The 14,785-nt window shown below is 51.3% G+C and carries 12 protein-coding genes; 7 read left to right on the top strand and 5 right to left on the bottom strand.

The genetic code is table 11. The annotated features are described in order from the left end of the window. Nucleotides 1-25: 25 nt before the first annotated feature. The 6 genes from GY634_RS04290 to gcvH all read left to right on the top strand — a co-directional run bounded on the left by GY634_RS04290 (nt 26) and on the right by gcvH (nt 9,924). Nucleotides 26-1,795 carry an autotransporter assembly complex protein TamA gene (locus GY634_RS04290; protein ID WP_166407350.1) on the top strand — a complete coding sequence of 590 codons (1,770 nt, stop codon included), beginning with the start codon at nt 26-28 and terminating at the stop codon, nt 1,793-1,795. Then, entirely contained in the window at nt 1,792-5,358 is a 3,567-nt protein-coding gene (locus GY634_RS04285; RefSeq protein WP_166407349.1) for a translocation/assembly module TamB domain-containing protein, read from the top strand. The genes GY634_RS04290 and GY634_RS04285 overlap by 4 nt, the downstream gene beginning before the upstream one ends. A 73-nt stretch (nt 5,359-5,431) precedes the next feature. After that, entirely contained in the window at nt 5,432-5,998 is a 567-nt protein-coding gene (gene dcd, locus GY634_RS04280) for a dCTP deaminase (RefSeq protein ID WP_166407348.1), read from the top strand. A 10-nt stretch (nt 5,999-6,008) separates the two neighbouring features. Beyond that, nucleotides 6,009-8,270: an arginine/lysine/ornithine decarboxylase gene (locus tag GY634_RS04275; RefSeq protein WP_166407347.1), complete on the top strand. Its 2,262-nt coding sequence runs from the start codon at nt 6,009-6,011 to the stop codon at nt 8,268-8,270. Continuing rightward, nucleotides 8,270-9,496: a BaiN/RdsA family NAD(P)/FAD-dependent oxidoreductase gene (locus tag GY634_RS04270; protein WP_166407346.1), complete on the top strand. Its 1,227-nt coding sequence runs from the start codon at nt 8,270-8,272 to the stop codon at nt 9,494-9,496. The genes GY634_RS04275 and GY634_RS04270 overlap by 1 nt, the downstream gene beginning before the upstream one ends. 47 nt (nt 9,497-9,543) lie before the next feature. Next, nucleotides 9,544-9,924 (top strand): glycine cleavage system protein GcvH, encoded by a 381-nt coding sequence (gene gcvH / locus GY634_RS04265; RefSeq protein WP_166407345.1) that lies wholly within the window; start codon nt 9,544-9,546, stop codon nt 9,922-9,924. Nucleotides 9,925-10,005: 81 nt separating this feature from the next. Here gcvH and GY634_RS04260 read toward each other — a convergent pair whose 3' ends face one another. The 3 genes from GY634_RS04260 to GY634_RS04250 are packed head-to-tail and all read right to left on the bottom strand — an operon-like array spanning nt 10,006 to nt 11,728. Further along, nucleotides 10,006-10,503, bottom strand: a complete 498-nt coding sequence (locus tag GY634_RS04260) for a dihydrofolate reductase (protein ID WP_166407344.1) — start codon at nt 10,501-10,503, stop codon at nt 10,006-10,008. Then, nucleotides 10,500-11,300 carry a thymidylate synthase gene (locus GY634_RS04255; protein WP_166407343.1) on the bottom strand — a complete coding sequence of 267 codons (801 nt, stop codon included), beginning with the start codon at nt 11,298-11,300 and terminating at the stop codon, nt 10,500-10,502. Before GY634_RS04255 ends, GY634_RS04260 begins: the two co-directional genes overlap by 4 nt. Nucleotides 11,301-11,305: 5 nt before the next feature. Next, on the bottom strand, nt 11,306-11,728 hold the full coding sequence (locus GY634_RS04250; protein WP_166407342.1) for an OsmC family protein: 423 nt from the start codon (nt 11,726-11,728) through the stop codon (nt 11,306-11,308). 208 nt (nt 11,729-11,936) lie between these two features. Here GY634_RS04250 and coq7 point away from each other — a divergent pair, with 208 nt between their 5' ends. Beyond that, nucleotides 11,937-12,653: a 2-polyprenyl-3-methyl-6-methoxy-1,4-benzoquinone monooxygenase gene (gene coq7, locus GY634_RS04245; RefSeq protein WP_166407341.1), complete on the top strand. Its 717-nt coding sequence runs from the start codon at nt 11,937-11,939 to the stop codon at nt 12,651-12,653. A gap of 296 nt (nt 12,654-12,949) precedes the next feature. On the opposite strand, the gene pyk is transcribed toward coq7, so the two are convergent. Both pyk and GY634_RS04235 read right to left on the bottom strand, forming a co-directional pair. After that, nucleotides 12,950-14,368: a pyruvate kinase gene (gene pyk, locus GY634_RS04240; protein WP_166407340.1), complete on the bottom strand. Its 1,419-nt coding sequence runs from the start codon at nt 14,366-14,368 to the stop codon at nt 12,950-12,952. A gap of 20 nt (nt 14,369-14,388) precedes the next feature. Further along, entirely contained in the window at nt 14,389-14,784 is a 396-nt protein-coding gene (locus GY634_RS04235) for a GlcG/HbpS family heme-binding protein (RefSeq protein ID WP_135865005.1), read from the bottom strand. Nucleotide 14,785 lies beyond the last annotated feature (1 nt).

Raw genomic sequence — 14,785 nt, 5'->3', positions numbered from 1 at the left:
ATAATTCTGGTACAGGCGGGTTTTTATGGGTGTACGCACGGCGGGGTGGATGCTCGCTCTGGCATGTAGTCAGAGCGTAAGCGCCGCAATGGTGCCTGAGGTTGTGATTGATCCTGGTGGCGTTGGCCCCGATGCATTGCGTGTCATCCATGGTGCCGTGGAGGCCATTACCCGTCTGGCAGAAGACCAAGACTTATCTGAAGTATCGCGTCTGCGCCGTCGAGCGCACGACGCTACAGTTTCTGCTTTGCAAACCCAAGGCTACTACGACGCGGTTGTCACGGTAGAAATAGGGGAAATTGATGAGCAAGAAACGTGGGATATCTTAATTCAGCCCGGTGAACGCACGGTGGTGAACAAGGTAGATATCAAACTTACCGGACAAATAGAAAAGCCTGAATTCGCTGTGCGAGTGGAAGGCTTACGTGCCGATTGGCCGTTAAAAGTTGGTGATGTGTTCATGAATAATCAGTGGTCTAGTGCTAAGCAAGACCTGCTGATTGGCGTGAAAAGCAAAGATTTCTATTTTGCTCGTTACGAGCAAACACGTGCCGTTGTACATGCCGAAGAAGCTAAAGCTGACTTAGAGCTAGCTATACGTAGCGGCCCACGTGTACGTATGGGTGAAATGTATACCTCCGGGTTGAAGCGCGTGCCAGCCAGCCTCATCGAGCGCTATGTACGCTACAGTCCAGGCGACCCCTACGATCAAGAAAAACTCGATGAATGGCAGCAAGCGCTGCAAAACACCAGTTTCTTCATGGGGGCGTTTGTCACATTAGACGAGAGCTCCCCCAATCAGCGCGTTCGAGCCGATGGCGAGGTAGAGATACCGGTGAGCATTCGGGTAACGGAAGCACCAGCGTACCGATTTACGGGTTCGTTGGGGGCTGATAGCGATCACGGCGTGCGAGCAGAAGGTTTGTATAGGCAAAACGTGGTGTTTGGTCTGCCGGTGTGGACAGAAACAGGGATTGGTGTAGATAAGAATCGCCAGCGTTTCTTCACGGATGTGTACTTACCACCTACCATTGGCGGGTACCAGAATAGTCTGGGTGTACTCGTACAACATGAAGACGTACAGGGCTTGGAAACCACGCGTTTGGCTGCAGGCTGGAAGCTGAGTCACGAGCGTAAAAGCCGTGCAGGTGTGGACTACAAAGTGCAATGGAGCCTAATTGGCTCATGGGATGAAAACCGTATTGATGGCGGCAGAAGTTTTAAAACGCCATCGGTGATTGGTACATGGCAGTGGTTGCGTCGCGATGTGGATAGTCTGTATGACCCTACATCTGGCAACTTGCTAGATCTGAACTTGGCTACGGGTGTGAGCCTGAAAAAAACTGAACCTTTTTACCGCGCCAGTTTGCGTGCTCAGCAGTGGTGGCCAGTGGGCGACAATGATGTGCTGACCATTAGGGGTGAAGTGGGTAAAGTGTGGCGCGACAATGAAAACGTACCGCCTGATTTTGGTTTTAGAACCGGTGGCGCACGCAGCATTCGTGGTTATAGCTATCAAAGTATTGGGCGGCATCAAGGTGGTGCGGTTATTGGGGCACCTACCTTGGCAGTGGCTAGCGTGGAATATACGCATTACTTCACCAGCATGTTTGGTGTGACCAGTTTTGTGGATGTGGGTGATGCAGCCGAGTCGTTTGGGGATATGAAAGCCTATTTGGGTTACGGTTTAGGGGCTGCTGTGCGTACGCCAGCAGGTCCTATTTATGTGGACTTGGCCTATGGTCAACGTGACCACAAATTGCGCTTACACTTTTCTCTGGGGATCGCGTTTTGAGCAAACAAAGCAAGAAATCCCTATTATGGAAATTTGTATTTTGGGTAGGTCCCATTGTGGTACTGCTGCTTTCCATTGTGTGTGGCTTTTTGTATTGGGCCTTAGCGACACAACCAGGAACGCAGTGGTTATTGCGTACAGGGGTATCGTTTGTTGATGGTGAAGTTCGTGGCGTGCAGGGGTCTATCTGGGAAGGCGTGCAGATAGAGAGCCTAAACATTAATTTGCCAGGTACCGCCGTTGCAGTAACCGATGCCAAGCTGGAAATATTATGGCCAGCCTTGTTGCAGCGTAAAGTGCATGTGCGCGAGTTATCGGTAAAGGATTTAGCGGTTGCGCTGGAAACGCAGCCTGATGAACAGCCAGAGCCCCCCTCAGACACCCCCTTTGAAATGCCCAGTTTGCCTGTGGGTATTCAGGTAGATAAATTGGCCTTGGGTACCTTGGACTTTACGCAAGATGGTCAAGCCTTGCCTGTGACGGTAGGGGCATTAACGGCAGCAGCCAGCTTGAATGATGGTCAGGCCAACCTTTCTATTAGCAGTTTGGATGTGGTGTATGAGCAGATACGTGCTGCCGTACAGTTGCAGGCCAATAGCGATAAGCTAACAGCACCATGGCCAGTGCAAGCCGCGTTAAGCGTGAATGCAAGCAGCGCTCAGCATGACGCCATGATTTGTGCGCAAGAGTATTTGCCCGGTTTAGGCGAGACCGCCAAACCTACGGGGGCGGGCGATGCTGCTCCGGCGTGCGAGTTCACCTTGCAAGCGGGAATGGAAGGTTCGCTTGAAGGGGCGAAAATTAGTGTAGAAGGGCATGGTCAAGGCATTACCCTTGAGGCAGGTGCCGATTTGCTCCCCGAAGCCGCCATGCCATTGCGCCAAGCGTTGGTGAATTTGCAAATAGGCAGCGACACCGAATTGAAGGCCAACGTAGCATGGTCTGATGACACTGGTTTGGATAGGTTACAAGGCACAGTACACAGTAAAAATCTTGATGTGGCAGCGTTGCTAGACGATGCTTCGTTGCCCGCGTTGTTAAGCCTAGATGCTGACTACGATGTGCGCTTAAAACCAGAGATGGCGCTGGAAAATGCCAAGTTGAATCTGGCTTTGCATGATGGCTCTCGGTGGAATGCACAAGCGTTGAGTGGCAAAGTAGCGCTAGAGGCGCAAGCGGGGCCTGCACCTACTGGCATGCCAGACTGGGCGGGTTACCAACTGCTGAACAGTGATATACAGCTGAAGTTAGGTCGCAACTCTGTAGTGTTGGCTGGCGGCTTTGGTAAAGCGTCCGATGTGCTCACGCTAGATGTGGCGTTGCCGGCTGCAGAACAAATTCTAAGTAGTTTGAGCAGTGTGGGGGCAGCGTCGGTCAAAGGCCAAGTTAAGGGTGGTATTGTTCAGCACAGTTTGGCCCTGAAAGCTAAGTATGACTTAGGTGGTGATGCGGCTGAGCAAGAGTTAGGTCAAGGCCCTGTGGATGTGGACGTGGCATTGGATGGTGTGTTGACCTACGTGGCAGACCAACCTATACAGTGGCGTGCGGGCGTAGAGCGGTTAAAAGTAAACCACTCTGGTTTGGGTATCCAAACCCTAAGCAAATGGCCGCTGTTTTTACAACTGCCTGAAGGCGATAAGCCGTTGCAGTTCAAAGCTGAAGCCACACGCATACAAAGCTATTTGAATGACCAGCCGTGGGTAACGTTGGTGCATCAGTTGTCGGCACTAGACGGCGAGAATTGGCAGACGGCAGGTAAGTTAGAGCCTTTCTCTATTTCACCTGCACGCTTGAAGGTGTTGCAAACCAAATTAGGCTTAGATAATGCAGCCGAACAGCGGGGCGGTGTTAAAGATTTACGTGCGAGCAACCAAACTAACCGTTTGGAAGACTTGCGCATGGAGGCCGATTGGAACGTGCGTTTCCAAGGTGCCTTAGGTGGACAGATCTCAGTGCGCCACTTGGCAGGCGACATCATGATCCCTGCCGAGCCTTCTTTCCCGCTGGGGTTAACCGAGTTGGGTTTGCAGGTGAACTTGGTGCCTACAGGTTCTGATAGTCGGGTGCAGGCGAATCTGGCCATCAAAACCAGCAAAATGGGTCAAGTGGTAGGCAATGTGAATGCGTTGTTGCGCTTCACGCCTGAGCAAGGTTTCCACCTGCGTGACTCTGATCTGGTGAAAGCCACTATTGAGGCTGATGTAGCCGATTTAGGGTGGACGAATCTGATCTTGGGTGATGCCATGGAGTTGCGTGGGCGTCTGAATGCCAAGCTGGATATGGAAATGCGTCCGTCAGGCTATTTCTCTAGCCAAGGCCAAATTCAGGGCCGCGAGTTACGCGTGACTAGGCTGGATGACGGTATACGCTTGCTAGACGGTAGTTTAGATGCGCGTTTAGACAACCAGCGCTTTATTCTGGACCAACTGTATTTCCCTGCCGTGTTGCGTGTGGAACCCAAAGAATGGCGTACTGCTACATGGGTTACTGAAAACCCAGACGCTAAGGGCGGTTTCCTGAAAGTGTCTGGTGAGTGGGACTTAGAAAGCTCCACAGGCAAGTTCTTAACTGAGCTGTTCCGCTACCCCATTTTGCAGCGTGCCGATAGGTATGCGATGGTGAGTGGTAACATCGATGCTAACTTAGTGATGCCGCAAATTGCCTTAACCGGTAAGGTTACGGTGGATGCAGGTTGGTTTAACTTAGATATGCTGGGCGGTATTCCCACCATTGATAGCGATATTGTTATTCTGCGAGCAGGGCAAACCTTAGAAGAGCAACCGCCGCCAAGCACTACCGATTTAAGTATGAACGTAGAGGTAGATTTGGGCCCTCGTTTTTACTTAACCGGCTACGGCGTGAACTCGGGTTTGGTGGGGCAGTTACGAGTCAGTATGTTTGATGGCCAGTTGAACGGTTTTGGTGCATTGCGCACTCGTGGCGGTGCCATTGAGCAATATGGCCAACGTTTGCAACTGCGCCGAGGTTCTATTACGTTCCAAGGTGATATTACTAACCCTATCTTGGATATAGAGGCGTTGCGTACTGGTCTAGCCGTGCAAGCGGGTGTGAAAGTGGTAGGTACAGCGCGCCGGCCGCGTATTGATTTGGTATCGTATCCAGACGTCGATAACGTAGAAAAACTCTCGTGGCTGCTGTTTGGTCACGGTACCGATGACAATGGTAATGATTTGGCATTGTTGTTCTCGGTAGGTACCTCCTTTATTGGGGGCGATGATACGGGCGAGCCGTTCTACCGTAAGTTCGGGATTGATGAAGTCACCATGAAGTCGGGTGAGCTGGGAAGCGCAGGGAGTATCTTGCCTGTGGAAAGTACGATTGGTAGTTTGGACAGTGGTACTACCGATATGGAACGTCAGTTCTTACAGATTAGTAAGCAGATTGGTTCTAACATTACCTTAAGTGTGCAGCAGGCCTTGTCCGACACAGGAACAGTGGGTAGAGCCAGTTACCAGCTTACGCGTAGACTTACGGCGGAACTGAATGTGGGGACCATTAATGGCTTGGCTTTGGTGTACCGTTGGTTCTCTTCCACGGATTAAAGGTTATTCATGTTGTGATGCTGCATTTGTGCTGTAAAAGCATAAAATAGCGCCTTACATCATAGAGGGAAATATGAGTATTAAAAGTGATCGTTGGATTCGTGAACAAGCTGAACAACATGGCATGATTGAGCCGTATGAAGCAGGCCAGGTGCGTGCAGTAAATGGCGAAAAAATCGTAAGCTACGGTACCAGTAGCTATGGTTACGATGTGCGTTGTGCCAATGAGTTCAAGATATTCACCAACATTAACTCCACTATCGTGGACCCTAAGAATTTCGACGAGGGTTCGTTTGTGGATTTCGTGGGTGATGTGTGCATTATTCCGCCGAACTCTTTTGCATTGGCTCGTACCGTGGAATATTTCCGTATTCCTCGTGATGTATTGACCATCTGTTTGGGTAAAAGTACGTATGCACGTTGCGGTATTATCGTGAACGTCACACCACTGGAACCAGAGTGGGAAGGTCACGTCACTTTAGAGTTTTCGAACACAACCCCATTACCTGCCAAAATTTATGCGGGTGAAGGTTGTGCACAGATGCTTTTTGTTGGTGGCGATCAAATTTGTGAAGTGTCGTACAAAGACCGTGGTGGTAAATACCAGGGTCAGCGTGGTGTAACCCTGCCTCGCACTTAGGAGCTGTGGCATGAAATTTCGTTTTCCTATCGTCATCATTGACGAAGATTATCGTTCCGAGAACGCCTCCGGCCTGGGCATCCGAGCATTAGCCGATGCCATAGAGGCCGAAGGGGTGGAAGTGTTAGGGGTCACCAGTTATGGTGACCTTAGTTCTTTTGCGCAGCAGCAGAGTCGTGCTAGCGCATTTATTCTGTCCATTGATGACGAAGAGTTCAGTGTGGACTCGCGGGAAGACGTCGCAGCAGTCATTCAGAATTTACGGGAATTCATTGGCGAATTGCGCTTCCGCAATGAAGATATCCCTATTTATTTGTACGGTGAAACACGTACGTCGCAGCATATCCCTAACGATATCCTGCGCGAGCTACACGGTTTCATCCATATGTTTGAAGATACGCCAGAGTTCGTGGCGCGCCACATCATTCGTGAGGCACGTGCGTACCTGGATAGTTTGGCCCCTCCGTTTTTCCGCGAGCTGGTGAAGTACGCCTCTGATGGTTCGTACTCCTGGCACTGCCCCGGTCACTCCGGTGGTGTGGCGTTTTTGAAAAGCCCTGTAGGCCAAATGTTTCACCAATTCTTTGGTGAAAACATGCTGCGTGCCGACGTGTGTAACGCGGTGGACGAATTAGGTCAGTTGTTGGATCACACTGGTCCCGTGGCAGAGGCAGAACGTAATGCGGCGCGTATTTTCCACGCTGACCACTGCTTCTTCGTGACTAACGGTACTTCTACCTCGAACAAAATTGTGTGGCACGCGAACGTGGCTAACAATGACATCGTGGTGGTAGACCGTAACTGCCATAAATCCATTTTGCATGCGATCACCATGACGGGTGCTATCCCTGTGTTCTTGCGCCCAACGCGCAACCACTTAGGGATTATTGGTCCTATTCCTCTGGAAGAGTTCCACCCTGATAGCATCCAACGAAAAATTGAGGCCAACCCGTTTGCCAGCCTCGTTGCGGATAAACGCCCACGTATTTTGACATTGACGCAAAGTACCTACGACGGTGTGATCTACAACGTGGAGATGATTAAAGAAACCTTGGGCTCTACGCTGGATACGCTGCACTTTGACGAAGCGTGGTTGCCGCACGCGGCCTTCCACGAGTTCTATAGGGACATGCACGCGATTGGCCCAGGTCGTCCACGCAGTAAAGACACCATGATTTACGCGACACACTCTACGCACAAACTGTTGGCTGGTTTGTCGCAAGCGTCGCAAATTACCGTGCAAGATGCCGAAGACCGTCCATTGGATCGCAATGTATTTAACGAAGCGTACCTGATGCACACTTCTACATCGCCTCAGTACGCCATTATTGCCTCATGTGATGTGGCGGCTGCCATGATGGAGCCTCCGGGCGGTACTGCGTTGGTAGAAGAAAGTATTAAAGAAGCGTTGGATTTCCGCCGTGCCATGCGCAAAGTGGATGCCGAGTACGGTGACGATGAGTGGTGGTTCAAAGTGTGGGGCCCCGATCATCTGGTAAGCGAAGACATTGGTACACGCGAAGACTGGTTGCTGGCGTCTGACGACGAGTGGCACGGTTTTGGTGATTTGGCCGATGGCTTCAACATGCTGGATCCCATCAAAGCGACGGTGGTAACCCCTGGCTTGGATATTTCTGGTACGTTTGCCGATACCGGTATTCCTGCTGCGCTGGTCTCCAAATACTTGGCCGAACACGGCGTGGTAGTGGAAAAAACCGGTTTGTACTCCTTCTTCATCTTGTTCACTATCGGTATTACCAAAGGCCGTTGGAACACGTTGTTGACAGCGTTGCAGCAGTTTAAAGATGACTACGATCGCAACCAGCCGTTGTGGCGCATTTTGCCTGATTTCTGCAAAGAGCACCCACAGTACGAACGCTTTGGTTTGCGTGATTTGTGTCAGCGCATCCATGAGGTGTATCGCAAGTACGACTTGGCGCGTTTGACTACCGAGGTGTACCTAAGCGATATGGTTCCAGCAATGAAACCCTCTGACGCTTACGCCAAAATGGCACACCGCGAAGTAGAACGTGTAGGCATTGACGAGTTGGAAGGTCGTGTGACCGGTGTGTTGTTAACACCGTACCCACCCGGTATTCCACTGTTGATTCCTGGCGAACGCTTTAACCGCATGATTGTGGATTACTTGAAGTTCGCACGTGAGTTCAATGCCCAGTTCCCTGGCTTTGAAACCTACGTACACGGGTTGGCTCAAGATACGGATGCGGACGGCAATTCCCGTTATTACGTGGATTGTATTCGCGAGTATTAATGGCTGCTCTTGTCTATGATGTAGCCGTCATCGGTGCCGGTGCTGCCGGTATGATGGCGGCCAGTGTGGCTGGTCAGCGAGGGTTGCGTGTGGTCTTAATTGACCACGCCACCAAGCTGGGTGAAAAAATCCGTATCTCCGGTGGTGGGCGCTGTAATTTCACCAACGTGGGCACTACACCAGCTAACTATATTTCTAAGAATCCGCATTTCTGTAGATCTGCTTTATCTGGCTATACGCCACAGGATTTTCTGCGGTTGCTTAAAGACTATGGCATTGCGTGGCACGAAAAGCATAAGGGCCAACTGTTCTGTGATGACTCGGCAGAAGACATTATTCAGATGTTGCGCCAAGAGTGCGAGAAAGGCCATGTTTCGTGGCGTATGCCGTGCGCTGTAGAGTCTATCGCTAAGCAGGGAGATGATTTTTCCATACGCTCTAATCAAGGCACTATTACTGCCAGACAGGTGGTGATTGCAACGGGCGGTATGGCGATTCCCCAGTTAGGCGCTACTGACTTCGCACTGAAGTTAGCGCGCCAGTTTGATCTGAAGGTCATAGAGCCTAGGCCAGCGCTGGTACCATTGCAATTTGATGGTGGCGAATGGCAGCCTTTTGCCGCGCTAAGCGGGTTATCGGCTCCGGTGCGATTAAGCGTGCCGGCTGTAGCTAAACCCCGTATGAAGTTTGATGAAGACCTGCTCTTTACCCACAGGGGGTTATCGGGCCCGGGTATTTTGCAAATCTCCAGCTATTGGGACCCCGGTGAAGCTTTGGCGATTGATTTAGCGCCTGATGTGAACATGGAGAAACTGTTGTTAGACGCGAAGTCTGGCGGTAAACAGCAGGTAGGGAATTTGTTAGGGCAGTATTGGCCTAAACGTTTAGTAGAGCACTGGCTGCCGGCAAACCCAACGCTGCCAGCGGGTTTGTTGCAGCAACGTGTGGCCGATGTGCCAGATAAGGTACTGAAGCAATTAGCAGCCTCTATACACCGTTGGGAGCTAGCGCCTTCTGGCACAGCCGGTTATAAAAAGGCGGAAGTCATGCGAGGCGGTGTGGATACCGCAATGCTGGATCAACGCAGTCTGCAGGTGCGTTCGGTACCTGGGTTGTATTTTATTGGCGAAGCCGTGGATGTCACAGGTTGGCTGGGCGGCTATAATTTTCAGTGGGCTTGGGCATCGGGAGTGGCCTGTGGGCGAGCATTGCAGCCTGCCGCATGATGGCATAGCAACCACACATAAACACTATATCGAGAAAAAGGAACAGCATGAATCTGCCTGGAGATCGCAAGTATGCACCTACCCACGAATGGGTACTGGAAGATAACGGCCTATTGCTAGTAGGTATTACCGATCACGCTCAAGAACAACTGGGTGACTTGGTGTTCGTGGGTGACTTCGCGACAGGTAAAACCTTGGCAGCGGGTGAAACGGCTGGGGTGGTGGAGTCTGTGAAAGCGGCGTCTGATATCTACGCGCCTGTAGCGGGTGAGGTGGTGGAGTTCAACAGCACCTTGTCGGATCAGCCGGAGTTGTTGAACACGGATCCCTACCAAAGCTGGATCTTCAAACTGCGTCCAGACAATATCGCCGATGTGCAAAGCTTGCTGAACGCCGACGAATACGATGCGGTGAAAGACGAGAATTAAGTTCTTATTGCTAGAGCGGCCTGCAAAAAATCCCTACTACAAAAGCGTGGTAGGGATTTTTTTATGGCTAACAGCGCGTACTTAACGTTTGCGTGTGTAGTGCACAAAATCGTAGCTATAGCCGTTTTCTTCTGGCTGGGCGCTGCGCGAGACTTCTTGCCATTGGGTGGTATCAAGCTCGGGGAAGAAAGTGTCGCCAGCTACCTCGGCCTGTACTTCGGTGGCGTAGATGTCATCAGCGACTTCCAGACCTTGGGTGAAGATCTGTTCACCACCAATAATGCAGCAGTCTTCGGTATCTTGGCAGGCGGCTAGTGCAGCGCTTAGGCTGTCGTAAACGGTAGCGCCTTCCGCCATATAGTCGGCGTTACGGCTAATCACTAAATTAGGGCGGCCAGGCAAGGGGCGTCCTAAGCTTTCCCATGTTTTTCTACCCATGATGATGGGCAGGCCTAGGGTGAGCTTCTTAAAGTGAGCCAAATCGGCAGGTAGTCGCCATGGCAACTGGTTGTCCATACCTATGCTGCGGTTGCGAGCATAGGCAACCACCATGCGGATGTGGGGGCGTACAGAACTCATACGGCTACGGGTGCCTTAATGTGTGGATGTGGGTCGTAATCGACGATTTCGAAGTCATCCAGTTGGTAATCAAAAATAGACGCTGGTTTGCGTTTGATATTCAGTTTTGGATAGGCGCGAGGTTCGCGTGACAGTTGCAGTTCTACTTGCTCGTAGTGGTTGCTGTATAAGTGGCAGTCACCGCCTGTCCAGATGAAGTCGCCCACCTCTAGATCGCATTGTTGCGCCACCATGTGTGTGAGTAGGGCATAGCTGGCGATATTAAAGGGTACACCCAAGAAAATATCAGCACTGCGCTGGTACAACTGGCAAGAGAGTTTGCCATCGGCGACATAAAACTGGAAGAAAGCATGGCACGGAGGCAGGGCCATGTTAGAAATTTCTGCTACGTTCCATGCCGACACAATCAGACGGCGAGAATCGGGGTTGTTGCGAATTTGGTCTATCACTTGGCTGATCTGGTCTACATGACCGCCATCGGGCGTAGGCCAAGAGCGCCACTGCACACCGTACACAGGGCCTAAATTACCCTCTGCATCGGCCCATTCATCCCAAATGCTGACGTTGTTTTCTTTGAGCCAAGCAATGTTAGAGTCGCCACGCAAGAACCACAGCAGTTCGATGAAGATACTGCGTGTGTGCAGTTTCTTGGTGGTGATCATCGGGAAGCCCTGTTGCAGATCAAAACGCATCTGGTGGCCAAACACCGAACGGGTACCTGTGCCTGTGCGGTCAGCTTTCTCGGTGCCATGCTCGTACACATGGCGCATCAGTTGTTCGTATTGATTAGTGACCATAGCGATTAGACTTCGAGAATCTCAAAGGAGTGGGTGATCTCTGCTGTTTTAGCCAACATCGCCGATGCGGAGCAGTATTTCTCGTGAGAAAGTTTTACAGCACGTTCTACTGCTGCTTCGGTCAAGCCTTTACCGCTGACGATAAAGGTGAAATGAATGCGTTCAAATACTTTGGGGTCGGTGCTGGCGCGTTCGGCTTCCAGTTTGACTTGGCAGCCTTGAATATCATGGCGACCACGTTTCAGAATTAAGACCACATCATAGGCAGCACAGCCACCAGTGCCTGCTAGCAGCATTTCCATGGGTCTAGGAGCCAAGTTATGACCACCACCTTCGGGAGCGCCATCCATGGCTGTTACGTGTCCGCTACCTGTAGTAGCAACAAAAAGCATGCCTTCTGGGCCACCCCAGTTGATTGTGCATTCCATGTGTGAAATCTCCGAAAGTCGTCTGGCTCTGGCTGTGTTGCCTGCCGGCTGGTTATTGTACCGTTTCACACGCTACCCGTCAGGGTGGGTGCTGGCAGTAAGTAGCCACAGAAAATAGGCGGTAGGCGTGGGGGTTATGCAAAGCAGCATAGCAGGGCAGTGGTAAGATTATTGCTATTCGCGTAATGCGTTTAGGGAATATATAGATATGACAGAAAAGCTTGTAAATACGGATCAGGCGTTGGCGCCACACCACTCTGTGCAACCTACGCATACACCGTTGCGCCGACAAAATACTTTTTTCGACAGCTTGATCACTGAGTGCAATGCAGCCTTGTCGGTATTAAGTCGCTCAGCACAAGCGTCACGCCCTAATCCAGCCGGTAAAAGAACCGACTCGGACGGTACGTTAGATGCGCAGCAAACACGTCATGTGGCAGGCTTGATGCGGGTGAATCATGTAGGCGAGGTGTGCGCGCAAGCGTTGTATCGTGGGCAAGCGTTGTTAAGCGAGCAAGAGTCATTACGCCAATTATTGCGTGAAGCTGCAGTAGAAGAGGTGGATCACTTAGTGTGGTGTGATGAGCGTTTAAAAGAACTGAATAATAGGCCCAGCATTTTTAATCCTTTTTGGTATGTAGCATCGTTTGGGCTAGGTGTGATCGCAAGTAAAGCAGGGGCACCTTACAACTTAGGCTTTATGGCCGAAACCGAGCGCCAAGTTGAGCAACATTTAGACAGTCATTTACAGCAACTTCCCGCTGAGGATAACCGCAGCCGCCCAATTCTCGAGCAAATGCTTAAAGATGAAGCAGGGCATCGTATGAGCGCAGAAGCTAATGGGGCTGTAGCATTGCCGGGGCCTATACGCTTCGCGATGCGGTGTATGTCTAAGGTAATGACCGGTACGGCATACTACGTTTAGGCGTATGTTGCAGTGCCGCATTTTTACTACAGTGTGGTGGAAAATGCGCGTTGTTCTTGCAATGCACAAAACTAGGGTATACACTAATAACAAATGGATGTAGAACAGAACGCAAGAGTAAAAACCCTAACGTTCTAGGCTCAGGTTAATCCTTAGTAGCCCTACATGCCCCGGTTGTCTCCTCCACCCTCCTCCTTTGGTGGATTTGCCCGAGATCTACAGATCTCGGGCTTTTTTTTATGCAAAAAACGGGGGCTGATGATTCAGCCCCCGTTTCTATTGGCTATGTTGCTGATTTAATCAGTAATAGTCGCCACGTGCAGTAAGTTCGTGCTGCCACTATGCCCAAAGGGTAGGCCAGCAATAATCACCACGGTATCGCCCACTTTGGCAAACTCATAGCGTTGGGCTATGCGTGTGGCGTGGTGCACCATTTGAGACACATCGGATACATGTTCAAACGGTACGGGGTGTACACCCCATGCCAAGGCCAAGCGACGAGCGGTGTGCAGACTGGGTGTTAAGGCCATGATGGCCGCATGAGGGCGCTCACGGCTGGCACGCAATGCACTAAAGCCACTGGTGGTGTAGGCAATGGTAGTGGCTGGCGACAAAATGTCTGTGACACGACGCAGCGCACAACAGATGGCATCTGGTGTGTTTTGGTCAGGGTTGCTGTGGTTGTCATCCAAACCTTTACGCCATTCAGGGTCGTGCTCCACTTCCTGAATGATGTTGTCCATGATCTCTACTGCTGCCAGGGGGAATTGGCCAGAAGCCGATTCAGCAGACAGCATCACGGCATCGGCACCAGAGTAAATCGCGGTGGCGACGTCAGAGGCTTCGGCACGAGTAGGCACAGGCGAAGTAATCATGGATTCCAACATCTGCGTGGCGACCACTACTGGACGACCATGGGCACGGGCTTTTTTCACAATACGGCGCTGCAGTACAGGTACGGATTGTGGTGGCACCTCTACGCCCAAGTCACCACGTGCGACCATCACGCCATCGCTTAGGCGGATGATTTCGTCTAAGTGATCCAGTGCTGCAGGTTTTTCCAGCTTGGACATAATCCAGGCACGGTTACCAATCAGTTTGCGGGCTTCTTCAATATCACTTGGGCGCTGTACAAACGACAGCGCTACCCAATCTACCCCTAATGACAAACCGAACTCCAGATCTTTAAGGTCTTTTTCGGTCAGTGGGGAAATAGGCAATACCACACCGGGTACGTTCACCCCTTTACGGTCAGACAAGGGGCCGCCCACCATGACAGTGGTTTCCGCAAAGTCTGGGCCAAAGCTATCCACACGCAAACGCAGTTTGCCATCGTCTAGCAGCAGGTCGGTACCGTTTTCCAGTGCAGCAAAAATTTCAGGGTGTGGCAGGCAAGCACGAGTGCTGTCGCCCTCGCTAGTATCCAGATCAAGGCGGAATTTCTGGCCTTTCTCTAGCAGTACTTTGCCACCTGCCATGGCACCAACACGGAGTTTGGGGCCTTGTAGATCCATCAGGACGCCAATAGTGCGACCGCTGTTCATTTCTAGTTCACGGATGATACGCAGTCGGGCTGCGTGATCTTCATGGGTACCGTGGCTGAAATTTAAGCGGAAAACATCCGCACCAGCTTCAAACAGTTCACGGATTTTTTCCGGTGTAGAACTGGCTGGCCCTAGTGTAGCGAGAATGCGTGCACGTCTTTGACGTCTCATGATGGATCCTTTGATGAAAATTACAGGGCGTTTACGCCTGCAAGAGCGATACGGGCATCGTCAGCCGCCGCTACACCGGATACACCTACTGCACCAATGACGTTGCCATCAACAATGATGGGTTCGGCACCTTCTAGTGGTTTGATAGGCATAGCCAATGCAGCAACACGACCGCCGTTGACCATATCTTCCAATGCTTTGGTGGGTTTGCCACTCAATGCACTGGCGCGGGCTTTATCGGGAGCAATGGTGGCGCTCATTACAGGCGCGCCATCAAGGCGTTGCAGCCAAAGTAGGTGACCACCAGCATCACAAATAGCGATACTGACTTTCCACTGGTTTTCTTGGGCTTTTTGTTCAGCGGCCTGAGCAATACGTTTCAGGTCATCCAGTGTCAGTTGTTGAACAGTTTTCATG

It is taken from the genome of Paenalcaligenes suwonensis (assembly GCF_011290505.1).
In the GTDB taxonomy this organism is placed as follows: domain Bacteria; phylum Pseudomonadota; class Gammaproteobacteria; order Burkholderiales; family Burkholderiaceae_B; genus Paenalcaligenes; species Paenalcaligenes suwonensis.
This window is presented reverse-complemented; position numbering and strand designations above follow the sequence as displayed.

Coding starts and splice junctions, on each gene's coding strand:
- GY634_RS04290 (WP_166407350.1), top strand. CDS start 26: ATGGGTGTACGCACGGCGGGGTGGATGCTCGCTCTGGCATGTAGTCAG.
- dcd (WP_166407348.1), top strand. CDS start 5,432: ATGAGTATTAAAAGTGATCGTTGGATTCGTGAACAAGCTGAACAACAT.
- GY634_RS04275 (WP_166407347.1), top strand. CDS start 6,009: ATGAAATTTCGTTTTCCTATCGTCATCATTGACGAAGATTATCGTTCC.
- GY634_RS04270 (WP_166407346.1), top strand. CDS start 8,270: ATGGCTGCTCTTGTCTATGATGTAGCCGTCATCGGTGCCGGTGCTGCC.
- gcvH (WP_166407345.1), top strand. CDS start 9,544: ATGAATCTGCCTGGAGATCGCAAGTATGCACCTACCCACGAATGGGTA.
- GY634_RS04260 (WP_166407344.1), bottom strand. CDS start 10,503: ATGAGTTCTGTACGCCCCCACATCCGCATGGTGGTTGCCTATGCTCGC.
- GY634_RS04255 (WP_166407343.1), bottom strand. CDS start 11,300: ATGGTCACTAATCAATACGAACAACTGATGCGCCATGTGTACGAGCAT.
- GY634_RS04250 (WP_166407342.1), bottom strand. CDS start 11,728: ATGGAATGCACAATCAACTGGGGTGGCCCAGAAGGCATGCTTTTTGTT.
- coq7 (WP_166407341.1), top strand. CDS start 11,937: ATGACAGAAAAGCTTGTAAATACGGATCAGGCGTTGGCGCCACACCAC.
- pyk (WP_166407340.1), bottom strand. CDS start 14,368: ATGAGACGTCAAAGACGTGCACGCATTCTCGCTACACTAGGGCCAGCC.
- GY634_RS04235 (WP_135865005.1), bottom strand. CDS start 14,784: ATGAAAACTGTTCAACAACTGACACTGGATGACCTGAAACGTATTGCT.